27 protein-coding genes are annotated in these 22,975 nt (G+C 75.1%); 12 read left to right on the forward strand and 15 right to left on the reverse strand.

Translation table 11 applies throughout. From position 1 onward, the window contains the following. Positions 1 to 24: 24 nt before the first annotated feature. The 9 genes from ACIQD7_RS22415 to ACIQD7_RS22455 all read right to left on the reverse strand — a co-directional run bounded on the left by ACIQD7_RS22415 (position 25) and on the right by ACIQD7_RS22455 (position 8,402). Positions 25 to 1,041, reverse strand: coding sequence for a hypothetical protein (locus ACIQD7_RS22415; protein WP_121830945.1), 1,017 nt, complete (start codon positions 1,039 to 1,041; stop codon positions 25 to 27). Between the two features lie 26 nt (positions 1,042 to 1,067). Continuing rightward, entirely contained in the window at positions 1,068 to 2,552 is a 1,485-nt protein-coding gene (locus ACIQD7_RS22420) for an APC family permease (protein WP_402443684.1), read from the reverse strand. Between the two features lie 195 nt (positions 2,553 to 2,747). Further along, positions 2,748 to 4,706, reverse strand: coding sequence for an FUSC family protein (locus ACIQD7_RS22425; RefSeq protein ID WP_402443686.1), 1,959 nt, complete (start codon positions 4,704 to 4,706; stop codon positions 2,748 to 2,750). A gap of 56 nt (positions 4,707 to 4,762) precedes the next feature. Further along, positions 4,763 to 5,140 carry a nuclear transport factor 2 family protein gene (locus tag ACIQD7_RS22430; protein ID WP_121830950.1) on the reverse strand — a complete coding sequence of 126 codons (378 nt, stop codon included), beginning with the start codon at positions 5,138 to 5,140 and terminating at the stop codon, positions 4,763 to 4,765. Positions 5,141 to 5,188: 48 nt separating this feature from the next. Next, a complete protein-coding gene (locus tag ACIQD7_RS22435; RefSeq protein WP_121830948.1) occupies positions 5,189 to 5,425 on the reverse strand; it encodes a DUF2630 family protein in 237 nt (78 codons plus the stop codon). An 18-nt stretch (positions 5,426 to 5,443) separates the two neighbouring features. Then, positions 5,444 to 6,415: an endonuclease/exonuclease/phosphatase family protein gene (locus tag ACIQD7_RS22440; protein WP_402443810.1), complete on the reverse strand. Its 972-nt coding sequence runs from the start codon at positions 6,413 to 6,415 to the stop codon at positions 5,444 to 5,446. Positions 6,416 to 6,632: 217 nt separating this feature from the next. After that, positions 6,633 to 7,061 carry an FxLYD domain-containing protein gene (locus ACIQD7_RS22445; RefSeq protein WP_402443688.1) on the reverse strand — a complete coding sequence of 143 codons (429 nt, stop codon included), beginning with the start codon at positions 7,059 to 7,061 and terminating at the stop codon, positions 6,633 to 6,635. Between the two features lie 5 nt (positions 7,062 to 7,066). Continuing rightward, the gene (locus ACIQD7_RS22450; protein WP_402443690.1) at positions 7,067 to 7,567 is read right to left on the reverse strand and encodes a hypothetical protein; all 501 of its coding nucleotides are present in this window, start codon (positions 7,565 to 7,567) and stop codon (positions 7,067 to 7,069) included. Positions 7,568 to 7,604: 37 nt separating this feature from the next. Then, a complete protein-coding gene (locus tag ACIQD7_RS22455) occupies positions 7,605 to 8,402 on the reverse strand; it encodes an alpha/beta fold hydrolase (RefSeq protein WP_402443692.1) in 798 nt (265 codons plus the stop codon). A gap of 76 nt (positions 8,403 to 8,478) precedes the next feature. Between ACIQD7_RS22455 and ACIQD7_RS22460 the strand changes: the two genes are divergently transcribed. The 5 genes from ACIQD7_RS22460 to ACIQD7_RS22480 all read left to right on the forward strand — a co-directional run bounded on the left by ACIQD7_RS22460 (position 8,479) and on the right by ACIQD7_RS22480 (position 13,430). Further along, positions 8,479 to 9,813 carry a PLP-dependent aminotransferase family protein gene (locus ACIQD7_RS22460; protein WP_402443694.1) on the forward strand — a complete coding sequence of 445 codons (1,335 nt, stop codon included), beginning with the start codon at positions 8,479 to 8,481 and terminating at the stop codon, positions 9,811 to 9,813. A 97-nt stretch (positions 9,814 to 9,910) separates the two neighbouring features. Then, positions 9,911 to 10,318 (forward strand): hypothetical protein, encoded by a 408-nt coding sequence (locus ACIQD7_RS22465; protein ID WP_402443696.1) that lies wholly within the window; start codon positions 9,911 to 9,913, stop codon positions 10,316 to 10,318. 37 nt (positions 10,319 to 10,355) lie between these two features. Further along, positions 10,356 to 11,324, forward strand: coding sequence for an ATP-binding cassette domain-containing protein (locus tag ACIQD7_RS22470; protein WP_121833062.1), 969 nt, complete (start codon positions 10,356 to 10,358; stop codon positions 11,322 to 11,324). Then, positions 11,321 to 12,187 (forward strand): ABC transporter permease, encoded by an 867-nt coding sequence (locus ACIQD7_RS22475; protein WP_402443698.1) that lies wholly within the window; start codon positions 11,321 to 11,323, stop codon positions 12,185 to 12,187. Before ACIQD7_RS22470 ends, ACIQD7_RS22475 begins: the two co-directional genes overlap by 4 nt. A 175-nt stretch (positions 12,188 to 12,362) precedes the next feature. Continuing rightward, positions 12,363 to 13,430 carry a MerR family transcriptional regulator gene (locus ACIQD7_RS22480; protein ID WP_402443700.1) on the forward strand — a complete coding sequence of 356 codons (1,068 nt, stop codon included), beginning with the start codon at positions 12,363 to 12,365 and terminating at the stop codon, positions 13,428 to 13,430. Here the strand turns inward: ACIQD7_RS22480 and ACIQD7_RS22485 are convergent. The 4 genes from ACIQD7_RS22485 to ACIQD7_RS22500 form a co-directional block, all read right to left on the reverse strand. Continuing rightward, positions 13,427 to 13,801 carry a VOC family protein gene (locus ACIQD7_RS22485; RefSeq protein WP_391055303.1) on the reverse strand — a complete coding sequence of 125 codons (375 nt, stop codon included), beginning with the start codon at positions 13,799 to 13,801 and terminating at the stop codon, positions 13,427 to 13,429. The two genes, ACIQD7_RS22480 and ACIQD7_RS22485, sit on opposite strands and share 4 nt — an antisense overlap. 109 nt (positions 13,802 to 13,910) lie before the next feature. Continuing rightward, positions 13,911 to 14,336 (reverse strand): universal stress protein, encoded by a 426-nt coding sequence (locus ACIQD7_RS22490; protein ID WP_383416962.1) that lies wholly within the window; start codon positions 14,334 to 14,336, stop codon positions 13,911 to 13,913. Between the two features lie 74 nt (positions 14,337 to 14,410). Further along, positions 14,411 to 15,034 (reverse strand): FMN reductase, encoded by a 624-nt coding sequence (locus ACIQD7_RS22495; protein WP_402443702.1) that lies wholly within the window; start codon positions 15,032 to 15,034, stop codon positions 14,411 to 14,413. Between the two features lie 5 nt (positions 15,035 to 15,039). Further along, positions 15,040 to 16,119, reverse strand: coding sequence for an LLM class flavin-dependent oxidoreductase (locus tag ACIQD7_RS22500; RefSeq protein ID WP_402443812.1), 1,080 nt, complete (start codon positions 16,117 to 16,119; stop codon positions 15,040 to 15,042). A gap of 133 nt (positions 16,120 to 16,252) precedes the next feature. Between ACIQD7_RS22500 and ACIQD7_RS22505 the strand changes: the two genes are divergently transcribed. The 3 genes from ACIQD7_RS22505 (at position 16,253) to cobM (ending at position 18,589) form a co-directional block, all read left to right on the forward strand. Next, positions 16,253 to 16,393: a DUF6126 family protein gene (locus ACIQD7_RS22505; RefSeq protein WP_163013961.1), complete on the forward strand. Its 141-nt coding sequence runs from the start codon at positions 16,253 to 16,255 to the stop codon at positions 16,391 to 16,393. 64 nt (positions 16,394 to 16,457) lie between these two features. Beyond that, positions 16,458 to 17,843, forward strand: a complete 1,386-nt coding sequence (gene cbiE / locus ACIQD7_RS22510; protein WP_402443705.1) for a precorrin-6y C5,15-methyltransferase (decarboxylating) subunit CbiE — start codon at positions 16,458 to 16,460, stop codon at positions 17,841 to 17,843. Continuing rightward, complete coding sequence (gene cobM, locus ACIQD7_RS22515) at positions 17,840 to 18,589, forward strand: precorrin-4 C(11)-methyltransferase (protein WP_402443707.1); 750 nt, start codon at positions 17,840 to 17,842, stop codon at positions 18,587 to 18,589. The genes cbiE and cobM overlap by 4 nt, the downstream gene beginning before the upstream one ends. 84 nt (positions 18,590 to 18,673) lie before the next feature. Here the strand turns inward: cobM and ACIQD7_RS22520 are convergent, their stop codons facing one another. Next, the gene (locus ACIQD7_RS22520) at positions 18,674 to 18,748 is read right to left on the reverse strand and encodes a 50S ribosomal protein bL37 (protein WP_372460710.1); all 75 of its coding nucleotides are present in this window, start codon (positions 18,746 to 18,748) and stop codon (positions 18,674 to 18,676) included. A gap of 118 nt (positions 18,749 to 18,866) precedes the next feature. Here ACIQD7_RS22520 and ACIQD7_RS22525 point away from each other — a divergent pair, with 118 nt between their 5' ends. After that, entirely contained in the window at positions 18,867 to 19,145 is a 279-nt protein-coding gene (locus ACIQD7_RS22525; RefSeq protein ID WP_402443708.1) for a CopG family transcriptional regulator, read from the forward strand. Further along, the gene (locus tag ACIQD7_RS22530; protein WP_402443709.1) at positions 19,142 to 19,555 is read left to right on the forward strand and encodes a hypothetical protein; all 414 of its coding nucleotides are present in this window, start codon (positions 19,142 to 19,144) and stop codon (positions 19,553 to 19,555) included. Before ACIQD7_RS22525 ends, ACIQD7_RS22530 begins: the two co-directional genes overlap by 4 nt. Positions 19,556 to 19,573: 18 nt before the next feature. Here the strand turns inward: ACIQD7_RS22530 and ACIQD7_RS22535 are convergent, their stop codons facing one another. Further along, positions 19,574 to 20,698 (reverse strand): cobalt-precorrin-5B (C(1))-methyltransferase, encoded by a 1,125-nt coding sequence (locus ACIQD7_RS22535; RefSeq protein ID WP_402443711.1) that lies wholly within the window; start codon positions 20,696 to 20,698, stop codon positions 19,574 to 19,576. Positions 20,699 to 20,710: 12 nt separating this feature from the next. Here ACIQD7_RS22535 and ACIQD7_RS22540 point away from each other — a divergent pair, with 12 nt between their 5' ends. Beyond that, a complete protein-coding gene (locus ACIQD7_RS22540) occupies positions 20,711 to 21,472 on the forward strand; it encodes a cobalt-precorrin-6A reductase (protein WP_402443713.1) in 762 nt (253 codons plus the stop codon). Between the two features lie 274 nt (positions 21,473 to 21,746). Next, on the forward strand, positions 21,747 to 22,934 hold the full coding sequence (locus ACIQD7_RS22545) for a PQQ-binding-like beta-propeller repeat protein (protein ID WP_402443815.1): 1,188 nt from the start codon (positions 21,747 to 21,749) through the stop codon (positions 22,932 to 22,934). The last annotated feature ends 41 nt before the right edge of the window (positions 22,935 to 22,975 follow it).

Here is a 22,975-nt window from a genome sequence, read left to right on the forward strand (position 1 = left end):
CGGAGCCGTACGGCGGAACCGGTCTCAGTCGCGGGCCTGGGGGCACTCCACCCCCAGGCCCTCCCTGAACCGGACGAACTGCTCCTCCGGCTCCCCCGTGTACGCCCACGGCACCCACGCCGCCCGCCGCCCCAGCATCCCGAGCAGCTCCCTGGCGATGTCCACCTGGCCCGCGTAACAGGCCGCGTGCGCGAGGAAGTTGAGGTCGCCGATCTCCTCGGGCGCCACCGGGCTCCCCGGCTCCCGGCCGCCGATCCAGCGGGCGTGCGTGCGGCGCAGCTCGGTCACCGCCAGCTCGTGCTTCCAGTGCTGGTCGAAGCCGCGCACCGGGCCCCGGCCCAGGGCCCCGTCCGCGATGTAGCGGTACTCCTCGACCCGGGCCACCTGCACCAGGACCGGCAGCGGGGAGCCGGGCGGCGCCACCCCGGCCGCGTCGCGGGCGAAGTCGTACATGCTGCCGTGCGTCCCGTGCCACCGCGCCGACCAGTACCGCAGCACCTGGATGTGGCCCTCGGTGTTGTACGGGTCGCGGCGCCGCAGCTCGTCGAACCAGTGGCGCAGTTCGCGGCGCGGCACCCCGCCCTCGTACAGCCTGGCCACCGACAGGAGCGACACCCACGGCATCGGGTCGGCGGGCGCCGCCTCGGCGGCGCCCCGGCAGGCGTCCACGGCCGCGTCGATCCGGCCCCGGTCGACGGCCGCGCCCCGGCCGGCCGCGATGGCCGCGTCGAAGACCCGCACCACCTCGGTCGCGGCCCGCAGCACGGCGGCGTCCGGGTTGCCCGGCTCGGCGCCCCGCCAGGTCTCGACGGTGGAGCTGCCCGCGGCGGCGTGCGAGAGGAGCCGGACGCGGTGGGTGCGGCGCGCCCAGTCGTCGCCGGTGGCGGCCAGGAGGTCCCGGACGCCCTGCCAGCGGCCGATGACGATGTCGTGGCGCGCCTCGGTCAGCGCCCGGTCCCCGAAGTCCGGGTCGAAGTCGGGCACGAAGCGCTCCGGACGTGAAGGGCGCGAGGAGCGCGAGGAGCGGCGGCGTACGGCCATCGGGCCTCCTTCTGGTTCGGCTGCCGTCAGAAGTCCGTCGCGTAGCCCTTGTCCCGGCCGCCCGTGCGGGCGCCCGGGGTGGCCGCCCCGGCGTCGGCCGAGGCCGCGAGGGCGCGGACGGCGTCGAGGCGGGCCGGGCGGCGGTAGTAGTCGCTGCCCCTCCGGCCGTACACGGCCAGCGGGACCACGCCGAGGAGCAGGCCGCCGAGGCCGATGAAGAGGGCGGTCGTGGAGAGTTCGCCGAGCGACTCGACGAAGGCCCACAGCATGAACGCCGAGCCGAGCAGCGGCCAGAGGCCGCCGACGACCAGGTTCTTCACGGAGCGCAGGAGCAGGCCCTTGTAGGCGACGACGGCGGCGATGCCCGCCAGGCCGTAGTAGAAGGCGATCTGGAGGCCGATCGCGGAGACGGCGTCCCGGAGGATCTGCTGCACGGAGCCGGCCGCCGCGGCGGCGGCGAACAGCAGCAGCGCCGCCCCGCCGACCGCGGCGATCGCGACCCACGGGGTGTTCCAGCGCGGATGGACGGTGCCGAGCGCGGCCGGCAGGGTCCGGTCGCGGCCCATCGCGAAGAGCGAGCGGGTGACCTGGATGAGGGTGGTCTCCAGGGTGGCGACGGTCGACAGGAGGACGGCCACGACGAGGAGCTTGCCGCCGACGCCGGGCCAGACCTCCTGGCCGACGACGGCGAGGACGTTCGGTCCGGCGCGGCGGATCTCCTCGGAGCTCAGCAGCACGTTGACGGCGACGGTGATGGCCTCGAAGAGGACGAAGACGAAGCCGACGCCGACGAGCGCGGAGACCCCGGCGGTCCTGCGGCTGTTCCGGGTCTCCTCGCTGAGGTTGCTGGTGACGTCCCAGCCCCAGTAGTAGAACGCGGCGATCAGCGCCCCGGCGGCGAACCCCTCGGGGCCGTCGAACTGGGCGAGGCCGAACCAGGACCAGTCGAAGGCGGTCGCGTAGCCCCGGTGGGCCACGGCGGCGAGGACGAAGCCGAGCAGGATCAGCATCTCCACCCCGGACATGATCAGCTGCGCCCGTACGGTGAGCCGGGCGCCGCCCAGGACGACGAGCAGCATCACCAGGAACCAGCAGGCGCCGACGGCCGCCGCGAGCGCGGTGTGGTCGGCGAGGCCCGGGGCGACCAGGGAGAGCGTGAGGGAACCGGCGGGCAGCGAACCGGCCACCATGAAGACGGTGGTGGAGAAGACGAGCGCCCAGCCGGAGAGGAAACCGAGGAAGGGGTGGAGGGCGCGGCCCACCCAGGAGTACGCGGCGCCGGCGTTGACGTCGATCCGGCCGAGCCGGGCGTACGCCAGGACGATGCCCAGCATGGGTATCGCGCAGTACAGCAGGGCGGCCGGGCCGCCGAGGCCGACCGCGCCGAAGAGGACGGCGGTGGTCGCGGCGAGCGAGTAGGCGGGGGCGCTGCCGGCGACGGCCATCACGACGGTGTCGAAGGTGCCGAGGACATTGGGCTGGAGCCCTCTGCTGCTGGGGGTGGTGCGCATGGCGGATCCTCGGGGCGCGGGGGGTGAGGCAGGGCGAAGTGGCCCGCCCGCCGAGCCGGTTGCCGACGGCGGCGGGCGCGGATCACGGTGAATCGAGCGCATCGTAGTCGCCGGGACGGCTTCGGGTAACGGCGGCGGGGAGGGTTCCGTTCCGTGACCGCCGGTAAGTTCTCCCGTGCGCCCCCCGGAGGGGGTTTACCGCAGGTCGGGACCGGCGATGGCACGGGCCGCGCGGACCTCCTGGCGGAGCGGTTCCAGGACTCCGTTCTCGTCTCCGGGCAGCTCGGTGCGGACCTCCACGAGGGTGTCGTCCGCCCGCAGCCCGTCGGCGAGTTCGCGCAGCTCCCGCTCCACTTCGGCGGCCTCCTCGGGCGCGGGGGCGGGGGCGCCGTGGTCGATCCGGACGCGGGCGGCGGTCGTGGCGTCCACGATCCGTTCGACGGCGACGACCAGCGGCCACCAGGCGGCGGCCCGGGGGCCGGTCGGCGGGGGCTCGGTCAGGGCCCGCTGGAACTCGGAGCGGACGGTGGACAGGTCCCGGTAGAGCGCCCGGCGGGCCCGCAGCCGGACGCTCCGGTCGGGCCGCTCCCCGCCCGCGAACGCGAGGGCCACGTAGTCGGCGGTGTCGGAGACGGCGTCCGCGAGCCGGTCCCCGATCCGGGTGTGCCAGGACTCCGGCCAGAGCAGGTAGCCGGCGACCAGGGCGATTCCGCAGCCGATGAGCGAGTCGTAGAGGCGGGGCAGGACCAGGCCGAAGCCCTGGTGGTTGAGGACGTCGGAGAGCAGCAGGATCACCGGGGTGATGGCCGCCGTCTGGAAGGCGTACCCCTTCGCGGAGAACGCCGGGATCAGCCCCGCGAGCACCATCATCACGGGCACGTCCCACCAGCCCCGGGGCACCTCGGCGAGGACGAGGGCGGCCAGCAGGATGCCGAGGGCGGTGCCGAAGGCGCGGAGCACGGCCCGGGAGAAGACCGAGCCGAAGTCGGGCTTCATGACGAAGGTGACGGTGAGGGCGACCCAGTACGAGCGGGGCACGGCGATCAGCGACACCAGGGCCTGCGCGAGGCCGATGCAGAGCGCGAGCCGCAGGCCGTAGCGCCAGGACGCCCCGGAGAGGAGGACGGCGCGGGTGTTCCGGCGGATCCGGACGCGCAGGGCGGCGGGGCGGCCGAGCCGGTCGTCCACGTGGTGGGGGTCGGGATCCGTCTCGTGGACGACGTGCGCCGCGTGCCGCAGGGCGTGGTCGACGGCCTTCTCCGAGGGCCGCTCGGGGACGGGCAGGTCGAGGGCGGGGTCGCCGGCGCGGCCCTCCTCGACGGCGTCGGCGAGCTTCCGCACGGCGGCCGGGACCTCGGCGGGCAGCGGGCCGACGAGCCGGGCCCGCAGATGGGCGGCGGGCGCGGCCTCGACGAGCGGGACGACGACGTTGAGCCGGGCGAGCAGCCGGACCGGGGCGGGCGCGCGGCCGTGCTGCCGGGCCCGGCGGGCCAGGACCAGGTCGTACGCGTGGTTCAGGGCGGCGGTGACGGCCTGCCGCCGCTCGTCGTACGCGGAGGTCCCCGCCGCCTCGTAGAGGTCGGCGACCGCCCGGTAGGTGGCGGCGACGGCGCCCCGCTCGGGCGCGGCGCGGCGCAGCGGCCAGCCGAGCAGGGTGAGGACGAGGACGACGAGCCCGCCCAGGGTGAGCAGCAGCGGGGCCGTCCACCACGGGTCGGGCATGGGCAGGCCCGCGCCGACGACCGCGTTGAGCAGCAGGAGCAGTCCGGAGACGGAGGCGACCGCGCCGATCGAGGAGATCATCCCTGAGACGAGCGCGACGCAGGTCAGGACGGCGACGGCGGCCCAGCCGTGGCCGAAGACGAGGGTGCCGAGGGTGACGCCGACGGCCCCGAAGAGCTGCGGCACGGCGATGTTGAGGACCCGCATCCGGTAGGCGTCGGCGGTGTCCCCGATGACCCCGGACAGGGCCCCCATCGACACCAGCGCCCCGTACGCGGGCCGGTCGGCGGCCAGGCCGGCGGCGAGCGGCGCGGACAGGGCGACGGAGGCGCGCAGCACGGCGGCCCACGGGACCGGCGCGGGGGCGGGCCGCATTCCGGCGGTCAGCCAGGCGGGCGGGGTGAGCCGTCCGGCTCCTTCGGATCGCGCCATGCCCTCCAACGTACTGGCGGGGCGCCCGCGCCGCCGCGCCCGCGCGCCCCGGGCCGTCACATGGGCTCGACGAAGGGCGCCCGCCAGGCGGGACTCGGGTCCGAGCCGGGGCTCGTCCAGTACTCCGTGCCCCGGACGATCCGGCCGTCGCGGACGGTCCAGAACGACACCGCGCGGAACGTCCCGACGCCCTCGTGCGGGACCTCGACCTCGGAGACGGCCTCGCCGTCCCGGGCCACGATCCGCAGCACCCGGATCGACCAGCCCTCGGGGTACTCGCGGTTCACCGCGACGTAGTCGTCCCGGCCCACGATCCGCTCACCGCTGACCGGCCACTCGACGACGGCGTCCTCCGCGAACAGGGCGGCCAGACCGTCCCAGTCCCGCGCCTCCATCCGGTCCCACAGCGCCTCGACCACGCTCGACGATTCCATGCCGGGCACTCTGCCAGAGGGGTCCGACAACCGGCCCTCCCCCGGTGCTCAGTTGCGGTACGACTCCACCTCGGCGGCCGGGCGGAGGGTGGCCGTGTCCGGATCCTCGCCGAACTCCGCTTTGGCGCGGCGCTGGCGCAGCAGGTCCCAGCACTGGTCGAGGCGCACCTCCAGTTCGGTCAGGCGGGCGCGTTCCTCGGGCAGGAGGCCGCCGGTGCGCTGCCGCAGGGCGCGCTCCTCCTCGACGAGGGTGCCGATGTCGTCCAGGATCTCCTCGTTGTCCATGCCTTCCAGCGTGGCCGATCAGCGGTCTCCCCGCAGGTCGAGATCGGCGAGGACGGCCCGGTGGTCGGTGCCGTCGAGGTCGAGGAACCGGACGTCGTCCACGCTGAACTCGTCGCTGACCAGGACGTGGTCGATCTGCACGTACGGGGGGACCGGGCCTTCCACGGGCCAGGTGGCGGCGCGGCTCCTGCGCACCGCCCAGGCCGCGTCGCGGAGGCGGCCCTCCTTGAGGATCGCGCGGAAGGCCGCGTGGTCCTGGGAGGCGTTGAAGTCCCCGGCGATCAGCGTCGGGCCCGTGCGCAGGGCGGCGAAGTCCTCGATCCGGCCCAGCTCCCGCTTCCACACGTCCACCTGGCCCGGCAGCGGCGGCATCGGGTGGGCGAGCTGGACGCGCACGGAACGCCCGGCGATCTCGGCTGTGGCGCCCGGCATCCCCATGGTCGCCGGGATCATCCGCCAGTCGCGCAGCGGATGGGCGCTGAGCAGCACGGAGCCCGCCGATCCGTCGGCCTCCACGGAGGCGTAGTGGGGGAGTTCGGCGGCGAAGGCGGTGGTGAGGGCGCGTCCGCAGGCGCGGTCGCACTCGGAGACGTAGACGAGCGCGGGGCGTTCGCGCCGGACGGTGGCGATCAGCGCGTCCGTGGCCTGGCCGAACTCGACGTTGGCGGCGAGGACGCGGACCCGGGCGACGGGGAGGCCGTGGCCGATGGTGGTCCACGTGGTGTACGGCAGGGAGCTCCAGGCGGTGGCGGCGAGGACGACGACGGCGGTGAGGGCGAGGCCCCGGCGGCGGGCGACGGCGGCGAGCAGCAGCCCGAGCCCGGCGGGGACGGTCAGCCAGGGCAGGAAGGAGAGCAGCTGCGGGACGGGGGTGATCCCGTCCGTGTCGAGCAGACGGCAGGCGGTGACCAGGGCGGGCACGACGAGCAGCAGCCCGGCGAGGAGGGCGGCGGGGCGGCCGGGGCGGCGGGACGAGGGGTGCGGGCCCATGAAGGGGCCCGTCACACCGGGCGCCGGCCCGACCGCGCCGGACTTCGGCTTCTGCGCGCCGGGCTCGGCCGCCGGCTTCTGCGCGGCGGGCTCGGGCGCTTGCTGCGGATCGGGCGCCGGGTCTGGCTTCGGTGCGGCGGCGAGGGCGGGGTCGGAGTCCACGTCGTTCAGTGTCGCAGGGTCCGTCCCGGCGCCTCCGGGACCGGACGGGACCGGATCAGTGCCGCAGGGCCTGGCCGATCTCCGCCTTCGTCACGTCCGACAGCTGTCGATTGCTGCGCGCCGTACCGGACTTGGAGGCGCCCGGTGCGACGGCGTCGATGTTCAGGACGACGGTGTCGAGCAGTTTCCCGTCGGCGTCGCGGAAGTCGACCTTGACGGTGTAGTCGGCGTTCTGGTCCTTCGGGTTGGTCGCGGTGATCTCCGCGACCGTCCGGTCCCCGTCGGCGCGGGGCTCCCCGGCCTTCACGTCGGCCTTCGCGTCCACCCCGTCCCTGACCTCGTCCATCTTCTGCTCGGCGGCCGAGGCGACCGCGGCCGTCGCGGAGGCGACGGCACCACCGGCCGCGTCCTTGGCGGCGTCGCAGCCGGTGGTGAGGGCGAGCGCCCCGGCGAGGGCCAGGGCGGCTCCGGCGGTGCGTCCCACGTCCCTCAGTACCTCTCGTCCGGGCCGTACGCGTCGTCCGTGGCCAGCGCCCAGATCACGAAGATCGAGACGGCCATGGAGAAGAGCGCCCACCAGGGCTGGTAGGGCAGGGAGAGGAAGTGGAAGAGGACGTTGAGGGAGGCGAGCGTGATGCCCGCGACCCGGCCCCACTCGGCGCCCTTGAGGATGCCGGACCCGGCGATGACCAGGATCACGCCGAGGATCAGGTGGATCCAGCCCCAGGTGGTGAGGTCGAACTTGAAGACGTAGTCGCCGACCCGGGTGTAGACGTCGTCCTCGGCGATGCCGGCGATGCCCTGGAAGACGTCCATGAAGCCGATGACCAGCATGAGGACACCGGCGAAGAGGGTGCCGCCGGAGGCCCAGGCACCGGCGGTGCTCTGCCCGCGGGGCGGCGCTGCGTTGGGGTTGCGGGGCGGCGCTGCGTGCTGGCCCTGGCTCTGGCCCTGGCCCGGACGCGCGGTCCCGTCGTCGTTCTGGCTCATGGCCCCATCGTGGGAGCGCCCGCCCGCCGGCGAACCTTTAACTGGGCCGTTCGAGTGAGCGCAGGAACGCGTCGAGGGCCGCGTCGAACTCCTCCGGCCGCTCCAGGTTGGGCAGGTGCGCGGCCCGGTCGACCACCACGAGCGCGGAGCCGGGGATCAGCGCGTGCGTCTCCTCCGCGTCGGCGACCGGGGTGTACGTGTCGTCCCGGCCGACCACGACGAGCGCGGGCACGGTGGCGGCGGCGAGCGACTCCCGGTAGTCGGGCCGCTCGGCCCGGCCGCGCAGGGCGGCCGCCGCCGCGACGGGGTCGGTGGCGCGCATCATGCGGTGGACGTGGGGCGCGGCGTGCGCGTTGTACGGGGCGACCATCCGGTCGAGGACCTCGTCGGCGTACCCCGCCATGCCCTCGGCGAGGAGCCGGTCGGCCATGGCGTTCCGGTCGGCCCTGCCCTCCTCGGTCTCGGCGGCGGGGAAGGTGTCCGCGAGGACCAGGCCCCGGACGCGGCCGGGGTGGCGGCGGTGGAACTCCATGACGACCTGGCCGCCCATGGAGAGCCCGGCGAGGACGCAGTCCTCGACGCCGAGGTCGTCGAGGAGGGCGGCCAGGTCCCCGGCGAAGACGTCGAGCCCGACGGCCTTCGCGTCCGTCGCGAGCGGAGTGGCGCCGTAACCGCGCAGGTCGGGGGCGATCACCCGGTGCGTGCGGGAGAAGCGGTCGAGCTGCGGCCGCCACATGGTGTGGTCGAAGGGGTGGCCGTGGACGAGCAGGAGGACGGGACCGGAGCCCCGGTCCTCGTAGAAGGTCTCGGTACCGACTGTTCGGGAGACGGGCATGACGGCAGGCTAGGCAGCGCCGACTCGTCGGTGCAATGAAATCTTTGCCCTCGGTGCAATGGGAGAGGGGTGCCCCGTGGAGGAGTACCGGAGGATCGCGGACCGCGTCGAGGCGGCCGTGCGGGACGGGCGGCTGAGACCCGGCGACCGGCTGCCGCCGCAGCGCGTCTTCGCCCGGCGGCACGGGATCGCGAACTCGACGGCGATCCGGGTGTACGGGGAGCTGGCGCGCCGGGGCCTGGTCGTCGGGGAGGTCGGGCGCGGCACCTTCGTCCGGGCGGCGCCCCCGCTCCCGGGGCCCGCGCTCGTCGAGGCGAGCGGGACCGCGCCCGTCGACCTCCAGCTCAACTACCCGGTCGTGGACGGCCAGCAGGAGCGGATGGCCCGCGCGCTCACGGCCCTGGCCCGGCCCGGCGTCCTCGCCGGGGCCCTGGCCCGCCCGCCCGCCGCCGACGGCACCCCGGAGGCCCGCGACGCGGCCGTGCCGGTGCTCGCCGGGCCCGGCTGGGCCCCGGACCCCGGGAGCGTCCTCTTCGCCGGGAGCGGCCGCCGGGCCGTCGCCGCCGCGCTCTCCGCGCTCGTGCCGCCCGGCGGCCGCCTCGGCGTCGAGGAGCTGACGTATCCCCCGCTCAGGGCCGTCGCCGAACGGCTCGGCATCCGGCTCGTGCCCCTCGCCCTCGACGCGGAGGGGGTGCGGCCGGAGGCGCTCGCGGCGGCCCACCGGGCGGCGCCGCTCGCCGCCGTCTACCTCCAGCCGACCCTGCACAACCCGCTCGCGGCGACCGCCGGGGAGGAGCGGCGGGACGCGCTCGCCGAGCTGCTGCGGCGGCTGGACCTGACCGCCGTCGAGGACGCCACCTGGGCCTTCCTCGACCCCGGGGCGCCCGCCCCGCTCGCCGCCCGCGCGCCCGAGCGCGTGGTCCTGGTGGACAGCCTCTCCAAGCGGCTCGCGCCCGGCCTGACCGTCGGTTACCTCGTCGTCCCGGGGCGGCTGCGGGCTGCGGTCGCGGAGGCGCTGCGCTCCGGCGCCTGGACGGCGGACGGGTTCGCGCTCGCGGCCGCCACCCGCTGGGCCGGGGACGGGACGGTCGCGGAGACCGTCGCCGCCAAGCGGGCGGACGCGGCGGCCCGGCACGCCCTGGTGCTGCGGCGGCTCGCCAGGCAGGCGCTCCGGACCTCCCCGCACGCCTACTTCTGCTGGTGGGAGCTGCCCGCGCCCTGGCGCGCCGAGACCTTCGCGGCGGCGGCCGCCGCACGCGCGGGCGTGGCGGTCACCCCGGGGAGCGCCTTCGCGGCGGCCCCGGGGGCGGCGCCCGGCGCGGTCCGGGTGGGCCTGGCCTCGCCGCCGCACGCCGTGCTCGACGCGGCCCTGGCCCGGCTCGCGGCCCTCGCGGAGGCCGGTCCGGGCTGATCAACTTGCGGCGCACCGGCCGCGGGTGTGCCCTGGAGGGTGCGGGAACCAGGGGGCGAGCGGCGCCGCGCGCGCCAGAGACGAAGGAGCTCCTGCCATGGCCGCACACGCAGCGGTGCCCACCCGGCGGCGCCACGTCAGCACGCACGGCTGGGCCGTGCCGATCACGATCGGCGTCCTGTACGGCTTCTACGCCGAGACGAACGCCCGCCACGGCGGCCCCCTCGCCCTGAGCCAGCTCTGGATCGGCCTCGTCTCCGCCGTCGTGCTCTCCGTGGCGATCTACGCCCTCCACCGCTACGGCCGGGCCCTGCCCCGCGTGCCGCGCGCCGCCGCGTGGGGCGCCCTGGTGGGCATCGCGGTCGGCTACGCCTACAGCCTCACCGACGCCACCGTGCTCTCGTCGAGCGGGCTCGGCCTGGCATCCGCCCTGGCCACCACGGTCGCCGCCCACTACTTCTTCTACACCCACGAGGGCACGGCGGGCCGCCCCGCGACCCGCTGACCGGAACCCGGGCGCCGGGGACGACGGAGGAGACCGCATGACCGACCTCGCCATCGAGACCGAGGGCCTGGTCAAGGTCTTCGGCACCAACCGTGCCGTGGACGGCGTCGACCTGCGCGTCCCCGCCGGAACCGTCTACGGGGTCCTCGGCCCCAACGGCGCCGGCAAGACGACCGTCGTCAAGGTGCTCGCCACCCTGCTCCGCCCGGACGGCGGCCGGGCCGGCGTCTTCGGCAAGGACGTCGTCAAGGACGCCGACGCGGTCCGCGGGCGCGTGAGCCTCACCGGCCAGTACGCCTCCGTCGACGAGGACCTGACCGGCACGGAGAACCTGGTCCTCCTCGCCCGGCTGCTCGGCCACACCCGGCCCGCCGCCCGCGAGCGCTCCGCGCAGCTGCTCGCCGCGTTCGGCCTGGAGGAGGCCGCCGACAAGCAGATCAAGAACTACTCGGGCGGCATGAGGCGCCGCATCGACATCGCCGCCTCCATCCTCAACACCCCCGACCTGCTCTTCCTCGACGAACCGACGACCGGCCTCGACCCGCGCAGCCGCAACCAGGTCTGGGACATCGTCCGCGCGGTGGTCTCCCAGGGCACCACCGTCCTGCTGACCACCCAGTACCTGGACGAGGCGGACCAGCTGGCCTCCCGGGTCGCCGTCATCGACCACGGCAAGGTGATCGCGGAGGGCACCAAGGGTGAGCTGAAGGCCTCGGTCGGCTCGGGCTCGGTGCACGTACGGCTCCGGGACCCCGAGCGGCGGCGGGAGGCCGAGCGGGTGCTGCGCGGCGCGCTGCGGGCCACCGTGCAGCTCGACCCGGACCCGGTCGCGCTCACCGCCACCGTCGACGGCCACGGGACGGACCTCGGGGCCGCCGAGCAGGCGGCGCGGGCGCTCGCGGAGCTGGCGCGGGCCGGGATCACGGTCGACAGCTTCGCGCTGGGACAGCCCAGCCTCGACGAGGTGTTCCTGGCGCTGACGGACAGGAAGGGAACGGCGGCATGACCACCGTCACCACCGGCAAGGACACGAAGGGCGCCGACACCGCCGAGTTCACCGCCCCCAGGGCCGAGGAGCTCGCGGAACTCCTGGTGGGACGGTCGCGGCCGCCCCGCCCCGGCGCGCTCTCCGCCTCGATGACGTTCGGCTGGCGGGCCATGCTGAAGATCAAGCACGTGCCGGAGCAGCTGTTCGACGTGACGGCGTTCCCGATCATGATGGTGCTGATGTACACGTACCTCTTCGGGGGCGCGCTGGCCGGTTCGGTCTCCTCGTACGTCCAGTTCCTGCTGCCGGGCATCCTGGTGATGAGCGTCGTGATGATCACGATGTACACCGGGGTCTCGGTGAACACCGACATCGAGAAGGGCGTCTTCGACCGCTTCCGCACGCTGCCGATCTGGCGTCCGGCGCCGATGGTCGGCTACCTCCTCGGCGACGTCGTGCGCTATCTGATCGCCTCGGCCGTGATGCTGACGGTCGGCGTGGTCATCGGCTACCGCCCGGCCGGCGGGTTCCCGGGGGTGCTCCTCGGGGTCGCGCTGCTCATGGTGTTCTCGTTCGCCTTCTCGTGGATCTGGACCATGTTCGGGCTGCTGCTGCGCAGCGAGAAGTCCGTGATGGGCGTCTCGATGATGGTGATCTTCCCGCTGACCTTCCTGTCGAACGTCTTCGTCGACCCGAAGACCATGCCGGGCTGGCTCCAGGCCTTCGTGAACAACAACCCGGTCACCCACGTGGCGAGCGCGGTCCGCGAACTGATGGCCGGCGGCTGGCCGGGCGTCGACATCGCCTGGTCCCTGGGCTGGTCGGCGCTGTTCGTCCTGGTCTTCGGCTGGGTCACGATGCGGCTGTACAACCGCAAGTAGCGGGCGTACGGGGGACGGTTGACCTTCCCCACGGGGGAAGGCCGAGCATCGGTGGGGCCGGGCGCCACGGGGGCGGCCGGCACGGGGAGGTGGCACGCCGGTGGAACGGCACGGGACGCACGGGGCGGACGAACGGTACGGGACGGCCGGGGCGGCCGGAGTACGGGAACCGCTCATGACGATCGGGGAGTTCGCCCGCGCGTCCCGGCTCTCCGCCAAGGCGCTACGCCGCTACGACGAACTCGGCCTGCTCCCGCCCGCCCGCGTCGACGCGTACACCGGCTACCGGTACTACGCCGGGGCGCAGGTGGAGCGGGCGCGCCTGGTGGCCTGGCTGCGGCGGATCGGGATGCCGCTCGCCGGGGTCCGGGACGTGTGCGCGCTGCACGGCACGGACCCGGGGGCGGCCGCCCGCGCGGTCCGCGCCCACTGGGCCCGGGTCGAGGCCGAGACGGCGGAACGGCGCGACCTGGCCGCCTCCCTGCTGGACCGACTGGGAGGAACCACAGGCATGACGACGACCGTACGGCCCCACGCCCTGCTCGCCGCCGCGCTCTCCGAGCGCGGACGGGTGCGGGGGACCCAGCAGGACCGGGCGCACGCCGGCCCGCGCCTGCTCGCCGTCGCGGACGGCTACGGCCCGGCGGGAGACCTGGCCGCGACGGCCGCCCTCGCGGCCGTCTCGGGGCTTCTGGCGCCCGGCGGCCGGGCCGGGGACCTGCTCAACGCCCTGGAGGACGCCGTCCGGCGCGCGGACGCGGAGGTCGGCGCGGCGGCGCCCGGCTCGGGGACGACCCTGACGGCCGGGGTGTGGACGGGGTCCCGGCTCGCGCTGGCGCACGTGGGGGACGGGCGCGCCTATCTGCTGCGGGACGGGGCCCTCGTACGCCTCACCCGCGACCACACGGCCGTCCAGGCGCGGGTGGACGCGGGCGAGCTCGCTCCGGCGGAGGCCGCGGCCCACCCGGACCGGGCCCTGCTCCTGCGGGCCCTCGACGGGGCGGGGGACGGGCCCGCGCCCGATCTGAGCCTGCACGAGGGGCGGCCCGGGGACCGCTGGCTGCTGTGCACGGACGGCCTGTCGGCGGTCGTCCCGGAGGCGGAGCTGCACGCCGCCCTGGCGGCCGGGGCCGACCCGGACGCGACCGCCCGGTCCCTGCTCGCCCTCGCCGACGCGCGGGGCGGCCCGGACAACGCGTCCTGCGTCGTGGCGGACGTCCTGCCCGCGGGCGAGGCCGGTTAGGCGGCCGTGCGGGGGACGGTCTGCTGGACCGACCAGCGGTTGCCGTCGGGGTCGGTGAAGTACACGAAGGAGCCCCACGGCCGGTCGTCGATCTCGCTGACCTCGATGCCGCGTCCGGCGAGGTCGTCGTGGGCCTCCTGGACGTCGGCGACGACGACCTGGAGGTTGTCGAGCGAGCCCGGCTCCATGGCGGTGATGCCCTTGCCGAGGGCGATCGAGCAGGCCGAGCCGGGCGGGGTGAGCTGGACGAAGCGGACGTCCTCGCTCACGGTGACGTCGTGGTCGGCGTGGAAGCCGACCTTCTCGTAGAAGGCCTTGGCCCGGTCGACGTCGGTGACGGGGACGCCGATCAGCTCCAGTTTGATGTCCATGCCGGGCTCCTCACGCTCCTCGCGGGCGGGGGCCGCGCCGCGCGGCCCCACCGGCATCATGCGCCGGGAGGCCGCGCGCCGCCGCTCGGGAAGGTCCGGGCCCCGGCCGTCACTCGCCGCGGACGACCACGACCGGGCAGGGCGCGTGCTGGGCGACCTGGGTGGAGACCGAGCCGAGGACGGCCGCCCGGAAGCCGCTGTGGCCGCGGTCGCCGACGACGAGGAGGCTCGCGCCCTTCGCCGCGTCGACCAGGGCCTGCGAGGCGTTGCCGCCGACCACCGTACGGGTGGCGTCGGCGGCCTCCTCCGGGGTGAGCGCGTCGGCCAGGGCCTGGTCGAGGATCTGCGCGGCGAGCCGCTCGGGGTCGAACTCCGCCGGAACGCCCGGCATCAGCGTCGCCCACGAGGCCGGGTACTCCCAGCCGATGACCGCCTCCAGGGAGTCCCCGGTCAGGGCGGCCTGCCCGGCCGCCCACTTCAGGGCCTTCAGGGAAGGCTCCGACCCGTCCACGCCCACCACGATCCTGCCGGCCATCGCCGACCTCCGTCCGTCGTACGGCACATCTGTGCGATCCGCCTCCAACGTAACAAATCGGTTGGACCGGCCGGTCAGTCGAGGCGCAGATCGGCCAGCTGCCGCTCGAACGGGACGACCTCGTCCCCGTCCGCCTCCCGGGCCGGCCGGGCCGCGACCGCGTCCGCGAACGCGTACCCGGCCCGGTTGATCCGGGCGGGCAGCCCCTCCGTGTACTCGTCGCCGCCCGAACCCCAGTCCTCCGAGGCCGCGTAGACGGCGGTCGGGACGGTCAGGGCCCGCAGGTAGGCGAAGAGCGGCCGCAGGGCGTGGTCGAGGACCAGCGAGTGGCGGGCGGTGCCGCCGGTCGCCCCGATCAGGACCGGGACGCCGGTCAGCGCGGCCGGGTCGACCAGGTCGAAGAACGACTTGAACAGACCGCTGTACGAGGCGGTGAAGACCGGGGTCACCGCGATGACCCCGTCCGCGCCGGTCACCGCGTCGAGCGCCTCCTGGAGCTTTCCGGAGGGGAAGCCGGTGACGAGGTTGTTGGCGATGTCCACGGCCAGGTCGCGGAGTTCGACCACCTCGACGTCGACCGCGTACTCCTGCTCGGCCAGCCGGTAGCGGGCGGCTTGGAGGAGCCGGTCGGCGAGGAGCCGGGTGGAGGAGGGGCTGCTGAGTCCGGCCGAGACGGCGACCAGCTTGAGCGTGCGCATGACGGTTACGCCTCCTTGGCGGCGGTGACGGCGGGGTGGAGCGGGGCGGTGGCCGGGACGTCGGCCGGGCGCAGGTTCGCGAACTCCTTGCGCAGCACCGGGACGACCTCCTCGCCGAGGATGTCGAGCTGCTCCAGGACGGTCTTCAGGGGCAGTCCGGCGTGGTCGACCAGGAACAGCTGGCGCTGGTAGTCGCCCACGTAGTCGCGGAAGGACAGGGTCCGCTCGATGACCTCCTGCGGGGAGCCGACGGTCAGCGGGGTCTCGCGGGCGAACTCCTCCAGGGAGGGGCCGTGGCCGTAGACCGGCGCGTTGTCGAAGTACGGGCGGAACTCCCGTACCGCGTCCTGCGAGTTCTTCCTCATGAACACCTGGCCGCCGAGGCCGACGATCGCCTGTTCGGGAGTGCCGTGGCCGTAGTGCGCGTACCGCTGCCGGTAGAGCCGGACCATCTTCTCGGTGTGCTGCTTGGGCCAGAAGATGTGGTTCGCGAAGAAGCCGTCGCCGTAGTAGGCCGCCTGTTCGGCGATCTCCGGGGAGCGGATGGAGCCGTGCCAGACGAACGGCGGGACGCCGTCGAGCGGGCGCGGGGTGGAGGTGAAGCCCTGGAGCGCGCCGCGGAACCTGCCCTCCCAGTCGACCACGTCCTCGCGCCACAGCTTGTGGAGCAGCGCGTAGTTCTCGATGGCGAGCGGGATGCCCTGGCGGATGTCCTGGCCGAACCACGGGTAGACCGGGCCGGTGTTGCCGCGCCCCATCATCAGGTCCACGCGGCCGTCGGCGAGGTGCTGGAGGGTCGCGTAGTCCTCGGCGATCTTCACCGGGTCGTTGGTGGTGATCAGGGTCGTGGACGTGGACAGGACCAGGTTCTCCGTGCGGGCGGCGATGTGCCCGAGGAGGGTGGTGGGGGACGACGGGACGAACGGCGGGTTGTGGTGCTCCCCGGTCGCGAAGACGTCGAGTCCGACCTCCTCCGCCTTGAGCGCGATGGCGACGGTGTTCTTGATGCGCTCGTGCTCGGTGGGGGTGCGGCCGGTGGTGGGGTCGGTCGTCACGTCGCCGACGGTGAAGATCCCGAACTGCATCGTGCTCACCTCTCGCGTTCCCGGGTGCCTTTCCCGGCTAGTGGTTGAATCTTAAACCATCACGTCCAACGGTGCGACCCCCCTCCCTATTCCTGGCCCCGGCACCTCCCTCCGGGCCCGTACGCTGGAGGGCGTGACCGATCCCGGGACCGACACCGAGCGCTGGAAAGAGCGCGGCGTGATGCTCCGCGTCTTCGTGTACGTCTTCGCCACGCACGCCTTCGCCGGCTTCGTCTGGATCCTCTTCTCCGTGGGGCAGCACGCCCAGAAGTGAGCACGGCCACGCGGAAGGGGAGGCCGGGGCTCCCGTAGAGTTCGGCGGCGTGGACGGTGCGGGTGTGAACGGTGTGACGGGTGGCGCGACAGCGGGTGCGGCACCGGATGCGGGCGCGATATCCGTCGTCGGGATCGGCGCGGACGGCTGGGACGGGCTCCCCGAGGCCTCCCGCCGCGTCCTGCGCGCCGCCGGGGTCCTGATCGGCGCCCCCCGCCAGCTCGGCCTGCTGCCCGGCGACTGCCCCGGCGAGCGGATCGCCTGGCCCTCCCCCCTCCGCCCGGCCGTCCCCGGCCTGCTCGCCGCCCACGCGGGCCGTGCGATCGCCGTCCTGGCCAGCGGGGACCCCTCCTTCTACGGCATCGGCCGCACCCTCGCGGAGGCCGTCGGCGCCGACCGGCTCCGGATCCACCCGCACCCGTCCTCCGTCTCGTACGCCTGCGCCCGGCTCGGCTGGCCCCTGGAGGAGACCGAGACGGTGTCCCTGGTGGCCCGGCCGCTCGCCGCCCTCGCCGCCGTCCTGCACCCCGGGCGCCGGGTCCTGGTCCTCGGCGAGGGCCCGGAGACCCCCGCCCGGGTGGCGGCCCTGCTGAGGGACACCGGCTGGGGCGGCACCCGGATCCGGGTCCTGGAACAGCTCGGCGGGCCCCGCGAGCGGATCCTCGACGCGACCGCCGCCGCCTGGCCGCACGAGCGGACCGACGCGCTGCACGTCCTCGCGCTCGACTGCGTACGGGACGCGGACGCCCTGCGGCTCGGCGCCGCGCCGGGCCTGCCGGACGAGGCGTACGAGCACGACGGGCAGCTCACCAAGCGGTACGTGCGCGCCGCCACCCTCGCCGCGCTCGCCCCGGCGCCCGGCGAACTCCTCTGGGACATCGGCGGCGGCTCCGGCTCCATCGGCATCGAGTGGATGCGGACCCACCGCTCCTGCCGGGCCGTCGCGATCGAGAAGGGCCCCGAGCGGGCCGCCCGCATCGCCCGCAACGCCGACGCGCTGGGCGTCCCCGCCCTGCGGGTCGTCACCGGCCCCGCCCCCGAGGCCCTGGCGGGCCTCCCGACTCCGGACGCGATCTTCGTCGGCGGCGGCCTGACCGCCCCCGGCCTGCTCGCGGCCTGCTGGGACGCGCTGCCCGACGGCGGCCGGCTCGTCGCCAACACCGTCACGCTCGAATCCGAGGCGCTGCTCGCCGACGCCCACCGCCGCCACGGCGGGGAACTCGTCCGGCTCGCGGTCGCCACCGCCGTCCCCGTGGGCGGCTTCACCGGCTGGCGGCAGGCGATGCCGGTCACGCAGTGGTCCGTCACGAAGCGGTCCGTCACGGAGCGGTCCGTCACGGAGCGGTCCGTCACGGAGCGGTCCGTCACGGAGGGGTCCGTCACGGAGGGGTCCGGCACTCAGCGGCCCGTCGCTCGGCGGCCCGTCACGAAAGGTTCTGAAGAGGGATGACCGTCTACTTCATCGGCGCGGGCCCCGGCGCGGCCGATCTGATCACCGTGCGCGGCGCGCGGACCCTGGCGGCGTGCGGGGTCTGCCTCTACGCGGGCTCCCTCGTCCCCGTCGAGCTGCTCGCCGAGTGCCCGCCGGACGCGCGGCTCGTCGACACGGCCCGGATGGACCTGGACGGGATCGTCGCGGAGATCGCCGCCGCCCACGAGGCGGGGCAGGACGTGGCCCGGCTGCACTCCGGGGACCCGTCGGTGTTCAGCGCGGTCGCGGAGCAGATGCGCCGCCTGGACGCGCTCGGCATCCCGTACGAGGTCGTGCCCGGCGTCCCGGCCTTCGCGGCGGCGGCGGCCGCGCTGAAGCGGGAGCTGACCGTCCCGACGGTCGGCCAGACCGTCATCCTCACCCGGATCGCGCAGCAGGCCACGCCGATGCCGGAGGGCGAGGACCTGGCGACCCTGGGCCGCAGCGGCGCCCTGCTCGTCCTCCACCTGGCCGCCCGCTACGTCGACCGGGTCGTCGCCGAGCTCGTCCCCCACTACGGCGCGGACTGCCCGGCCGCCGTCGTCGCGATGGCCAGCCGCCCCGACGAGGTCGTCCTGCGCGGCACCCTGGACGACATCGCGGAGCAGACGAAGGCGGCCGGGATCACGAAGACCGCCGTCATCATCGTCGGCCGCACCCTCGCGGCCTCGGAGTTCCGCGACAGCCACCTCTACGACCCGGCCCGCGACCGCCACGCCTGCTGACGCCCGCGCACGCGCGGAGGGCGACCGGACACGCGGAGGGGCCCCGGGGATCTCCCCGGGGCCCCTCCGTCACCACGACCCGGCTCAGGTGTTCGGCCGCTTGCCGTGGTTCGCGCCCTTCTTCTTCCGGGCCCGCCGCTTGTTGCCACGCTTCGACATGAGACTCCCTCTCGGTCGCTCGTCGGGTGTTCGCCGCCAAGCCTAGGGGCGGAGGGCGGGGACCGCATGTGGGCCGAAAGTCGGTACGGCGTCCGGTACGGGGAGTATGGTCACGAGTATGGCCACGAAGAAGGTGACGGTGACGATCCCGGAGGACCTCCTGGAGGAGGTCCGCGCCGAGGCGGCCGAGTACGGCTTGTCGGCGTACGTCGCGGAGGCGCTGCGGCTGCGCCGCGACCGCGACCGGCTGCGGGAGCTGGTCGACTGGCTGGAGGAGGAGCACGGGCCGGTCACGGAGGCCGAGCGGGCCGACGCGCACGCCGAGCTGGACGAGCTCGACGCCGAGCACGAACGCCGCCGGCGGGCGAGGGAGGCGCACACGGGTGAGGCCGCGTGACGAAGCGGACGGACCGGCGGCTCCGGGTCTTCGTCCTGGACAGTGAGGCGCTGTCGCTCGCGGTCCGGGGAGACCGCGCGATGATCGCCCGCCTCGACCTGGCCGCCCGTGGGGAGGCCGACGTGGTCACCTCCCCGCTGACCCTCGTCGAGGCGTACGACGGCCGGACGACCGAGCAGCGCTGGGACTGGGTGCTGTCCCGCGTCCGGGTCGCGGACATCGGCAGGGACGAGGCCCGCCTGGCCCGCCGGCTCCTGGCCGACACCGGACTGCACGGCCACGAGTACGCCATCGACGCCGTCCTCGCCGTCGTCGCCCGGGCTCAGGCGGGCGACGTCACGGTCTTCACGTCGGACGTGGACGACTTGGAGAAGCTGGTCCCCGACCGGATCGTCGTCGTCAAGGTCTGACGGCCGGGCCTGACCGCCCTACGCCCCCGGCCCCCGCACCGAAGACCTCCCCACCACCGCCCCCGCGCGGTCGACGCAGATCACGTCCACCGCGACCGGGGCGCCGCGCAGGACCGCCAGGGACTCGTCGCGGGCGCGGGCGGCGACCAGGTCGCCTAGGGGGACGGCGGCGGCCTCGCAGAGGCGGAGGGCGGCCAGGCCGGTGTTCGCGGTGGCGATCTCCGCCGCCAGGGACGCGGACGCGCCTCCCGAGCGGGCCAGGTCCGCCAGGAAGCCCTTGTCGACCTGGGAGCGGGCCGAGTGCAGGTCCAGATGGCCCGCCGCCAGCTTGGAGAGCTTCGCGAAGCCGCCGCAGACCGTCAGGCGGTCCACCGGGTGGCGCCGGATGTACTTGAGGACCGCGCCCGCGAAGTCGCCCATGTCGAGGAGGGCGATCTCCGGCAGGTCGTACAGGCCCGTCACCGTCCGCTCCGAGGTCGAGCCGGTGCAGCCGGCGACGTGCGTGAGGCCGCCCGCGCGGGCCACGTCCACGCCCCGGCGGATCGAGTCGATCCAGGCCGAGCAGGAGTACGGGACGACGATCCCGGTCGTGCCGAGGATCGACAGGCCGCCGAGGATGCCGATCCGGGGGTTCCAGGTGGAGCGGGCGATCTCGGCGCCGCCGTCGACGGAGATCGTGATCTCGACGTCGCCCGTGCCGTCGTGCGCGGCGGCGACCCGCGCCACGTGCTCGCGCATCAGCTGCCGGGGCACCGGATTGATCGCCGGTTCGCCCACGTCCAGGGGGAGCCCGGGCAGGGTGACCGTGCCGACGCCCTCGCCCGCCCGGAAGACCACCCCGGAGCCCGGCCGCAGGAGCCGTACCGTCGAGCGGATCACGGCCCCGTGGGTGACGTCCGGGTCGTCGCCCGCGTCCTTCACCACGGCCGCCATGGCCGTACCGCCGTCGAGCCTCTCGCCGGTGAGCGCGAACGCCGGCGTCTGCCCCTTCGGCAGCGTGATCGTCACCGGATCGGGGAAGTCGCCGGTCAGGAGGGCCGTGTACGCGGCCGTCGTCGCCGCCGTCGCACAGGCGCCGGTCGTCCAGCCCGGGCGCAGACCGGTGTGCTTGAGTTGGGCCTCGCGCCCGCCGCCTGAACTCACGAAGGGGCTCCTGTGCACGTACTCATTCTCGGCGGGACCACCGAGGCCCGCGCCCTGGCGGGACTGCTCCACCCCCGCGTCCGGGTCACCAGCTCGCTCGCGGGACGGGTCGCCCGGCCCCGGCTGCCCGAGGGCGAGGTCCGGATCGGCGGCTTCGGCGGCGCCGACGGGCTCGCGGCCTGGATCGGGGAGCACGCGGTGGACGCGGTCATCGACGCCACCCATCCCTTCGCCGAGCGGATCAGCTTCAACGCGGCCCTCGCGGCCGCCACCGCCCATGTTCCCCTGCTCGCGCTGCGCCGGCCCGGCTGGGTCCCGGAGGAGGGCGACGACTGGCGCGACGTGGGCTCCCTGGCGGAGGCCGCCGCCGCGCTCGACGGCCTCGGCCGGGGGCACCTCCCAGGACGAAGTCCTAGGGGGCGCGTCTTCCTGACCACCGGCCGCATGGGCCTCGCCGCCTTCGCCGACCGCCCGGAGTGGTTCCTGGTCCGCTCGGTCGACGCCCCCGAGGCGCCGGTGCCGGGCCGCGCCGAGGTCCTCCTCGACCGGGGCCCCTTCACCCTCGAAGGGGAGCGGGAGCTGCTGCGCCGCCACCGGATCGACGTCCTGGTGACCAAGGACAGCGGCGGCGCGGCGACCGCCCCGAAGCTGACCGCCGCCCGCGAGGCCGGCATCCCGGTCGTCGTCGTCCGCCGCCCGCCGGTCCCGGAGGGCGTACCGGTGGCGACGACCCCCGAGGAGGCCGCCGCCCGGGTGCTGCGGGGCCCCGCCTGAACGGACGGCCCGGCACGCAGGAGGAATCGCCGGACGCGCATCGAACTCGCGTTCGCGTGATGTGTTGATCATCCATGCCCTAACCTGACGGGTCTTCGACTGTTCGAGCCAGGGGCGGGGGCCGCATGGCAGCACACACGACCGACGGCGCGGGGCCGGGACGGGAGCGGCGACCGCCGGGTCGTCGGGGAACGGGGCCGCGCCCCTCCTCGCGGCCGTCACCGCACTCCTCGTCGCCGGCCTCGCCACGGGCTGCTCCGCGTCGGGAGGCTCGCTGAGCGTCGTCTGGGAGGCCCCGGCCGACAGCGACACCAGGGAGTACGGCAACGGCGCCTGGCTGGTGGGCGACACACTCGTCCGCAGCAGGTACGACGCGGTCACCGCCTTCGAGGCGGGAACGGGGAAGGGCCGCTGGAAGTACGCCCCGCCCGCACAGGAGCACATCTGCGCCGTCAGCCGCCGGACGGCCGGCTCCGTCGTCCTGATCGCCCGGGGGAACATGACGGGCACGGGCTGCTCGACCGTCGCCGCGCTCGACCTCACGACCGGCCGCGAGCGATGGCACACGCCCCGCGCCCCGGGGGACCTGACCGAGACGCTCGCCGACGTGGTCGCCGTCGGCGGCGGGCTCGCCGTCCTGCGCGACACCGACGACATGTGGGCCCTCGACGTCCGGCCCGCCGTCCCCGGGACGAAGGCCCTGCGCGCCTTCGACCTGCGGACCGGCGCCCCGCGCTGGACGGCGACCGTCCCCGGGGGCTGCGTGCCCGAGCAGGTCGGCGCCGGGGAGCGGCAGGTCGTCGCCGTGCTCGCCTGCGGCCGCACCGAACTGCGGCTCGCCGCGTTCGATCCGGCCGACGGCCGGCAGCGGTGGACCGCCCCCCTCGGCGGCCGGGCGACGCCCGTACCGGACGGGCAGGTGACCCTGCGGTCCGCCGAACCGGCGGTCGTGCAGACCGGCGGGACGGTGGAGGGGCAGCCGGGTGCCTTCCTCGCCTTCGACGAGGGCGGAAAGCCCACCGGCCGGATCGAGACCACCGGCGGATACGGAACGGTCCAGGCGCACACGCCGGCCCTCGTGGCCGTCGCGGACGGGCGGCTCTACCTCGGCGCCGAGAGCAGGGAGCGCGAGGCCTACCGGGACCGCGTGGTCGCCTTCGACCTCACGAGCGGCGCTCAGGTCTGGCTGGAGGACGTGGCCGTCGCGGGCGGTCTGCGCGCCCTCGACGTGACCGGCGGCCGGGTGACCGTCCTCGCCGACCGCGGCTCCCGGCACGACGGCCTCGACGAACTGCGAGTGCTCGACGCCGCTACCGGCGACGAGAAGGAGAGCGTCGAGACCGGTCTCGACGTGGCCCGGGCGGAGGGCGAGCCGGCGGACCTGTTCGTGTACGAGGAGCTGATCGTCGCCGTGCGCCAGGGTGCGGGGGTGCGCCCCTTCTCGGTGTACGGGCGTGGCTGACGACCGACGACCGACGACCGACGGCTGGCGGCGGCCTGCTC

Source organism: Streptomyces sp. NPDC093071, assembly GCF_044754545.1.
Taxonomy (GTDB): Bacteria; Actinomycetota; Actinomycetes; order Streptomycetales; family Streptomycetaceae; genus Streptomyces.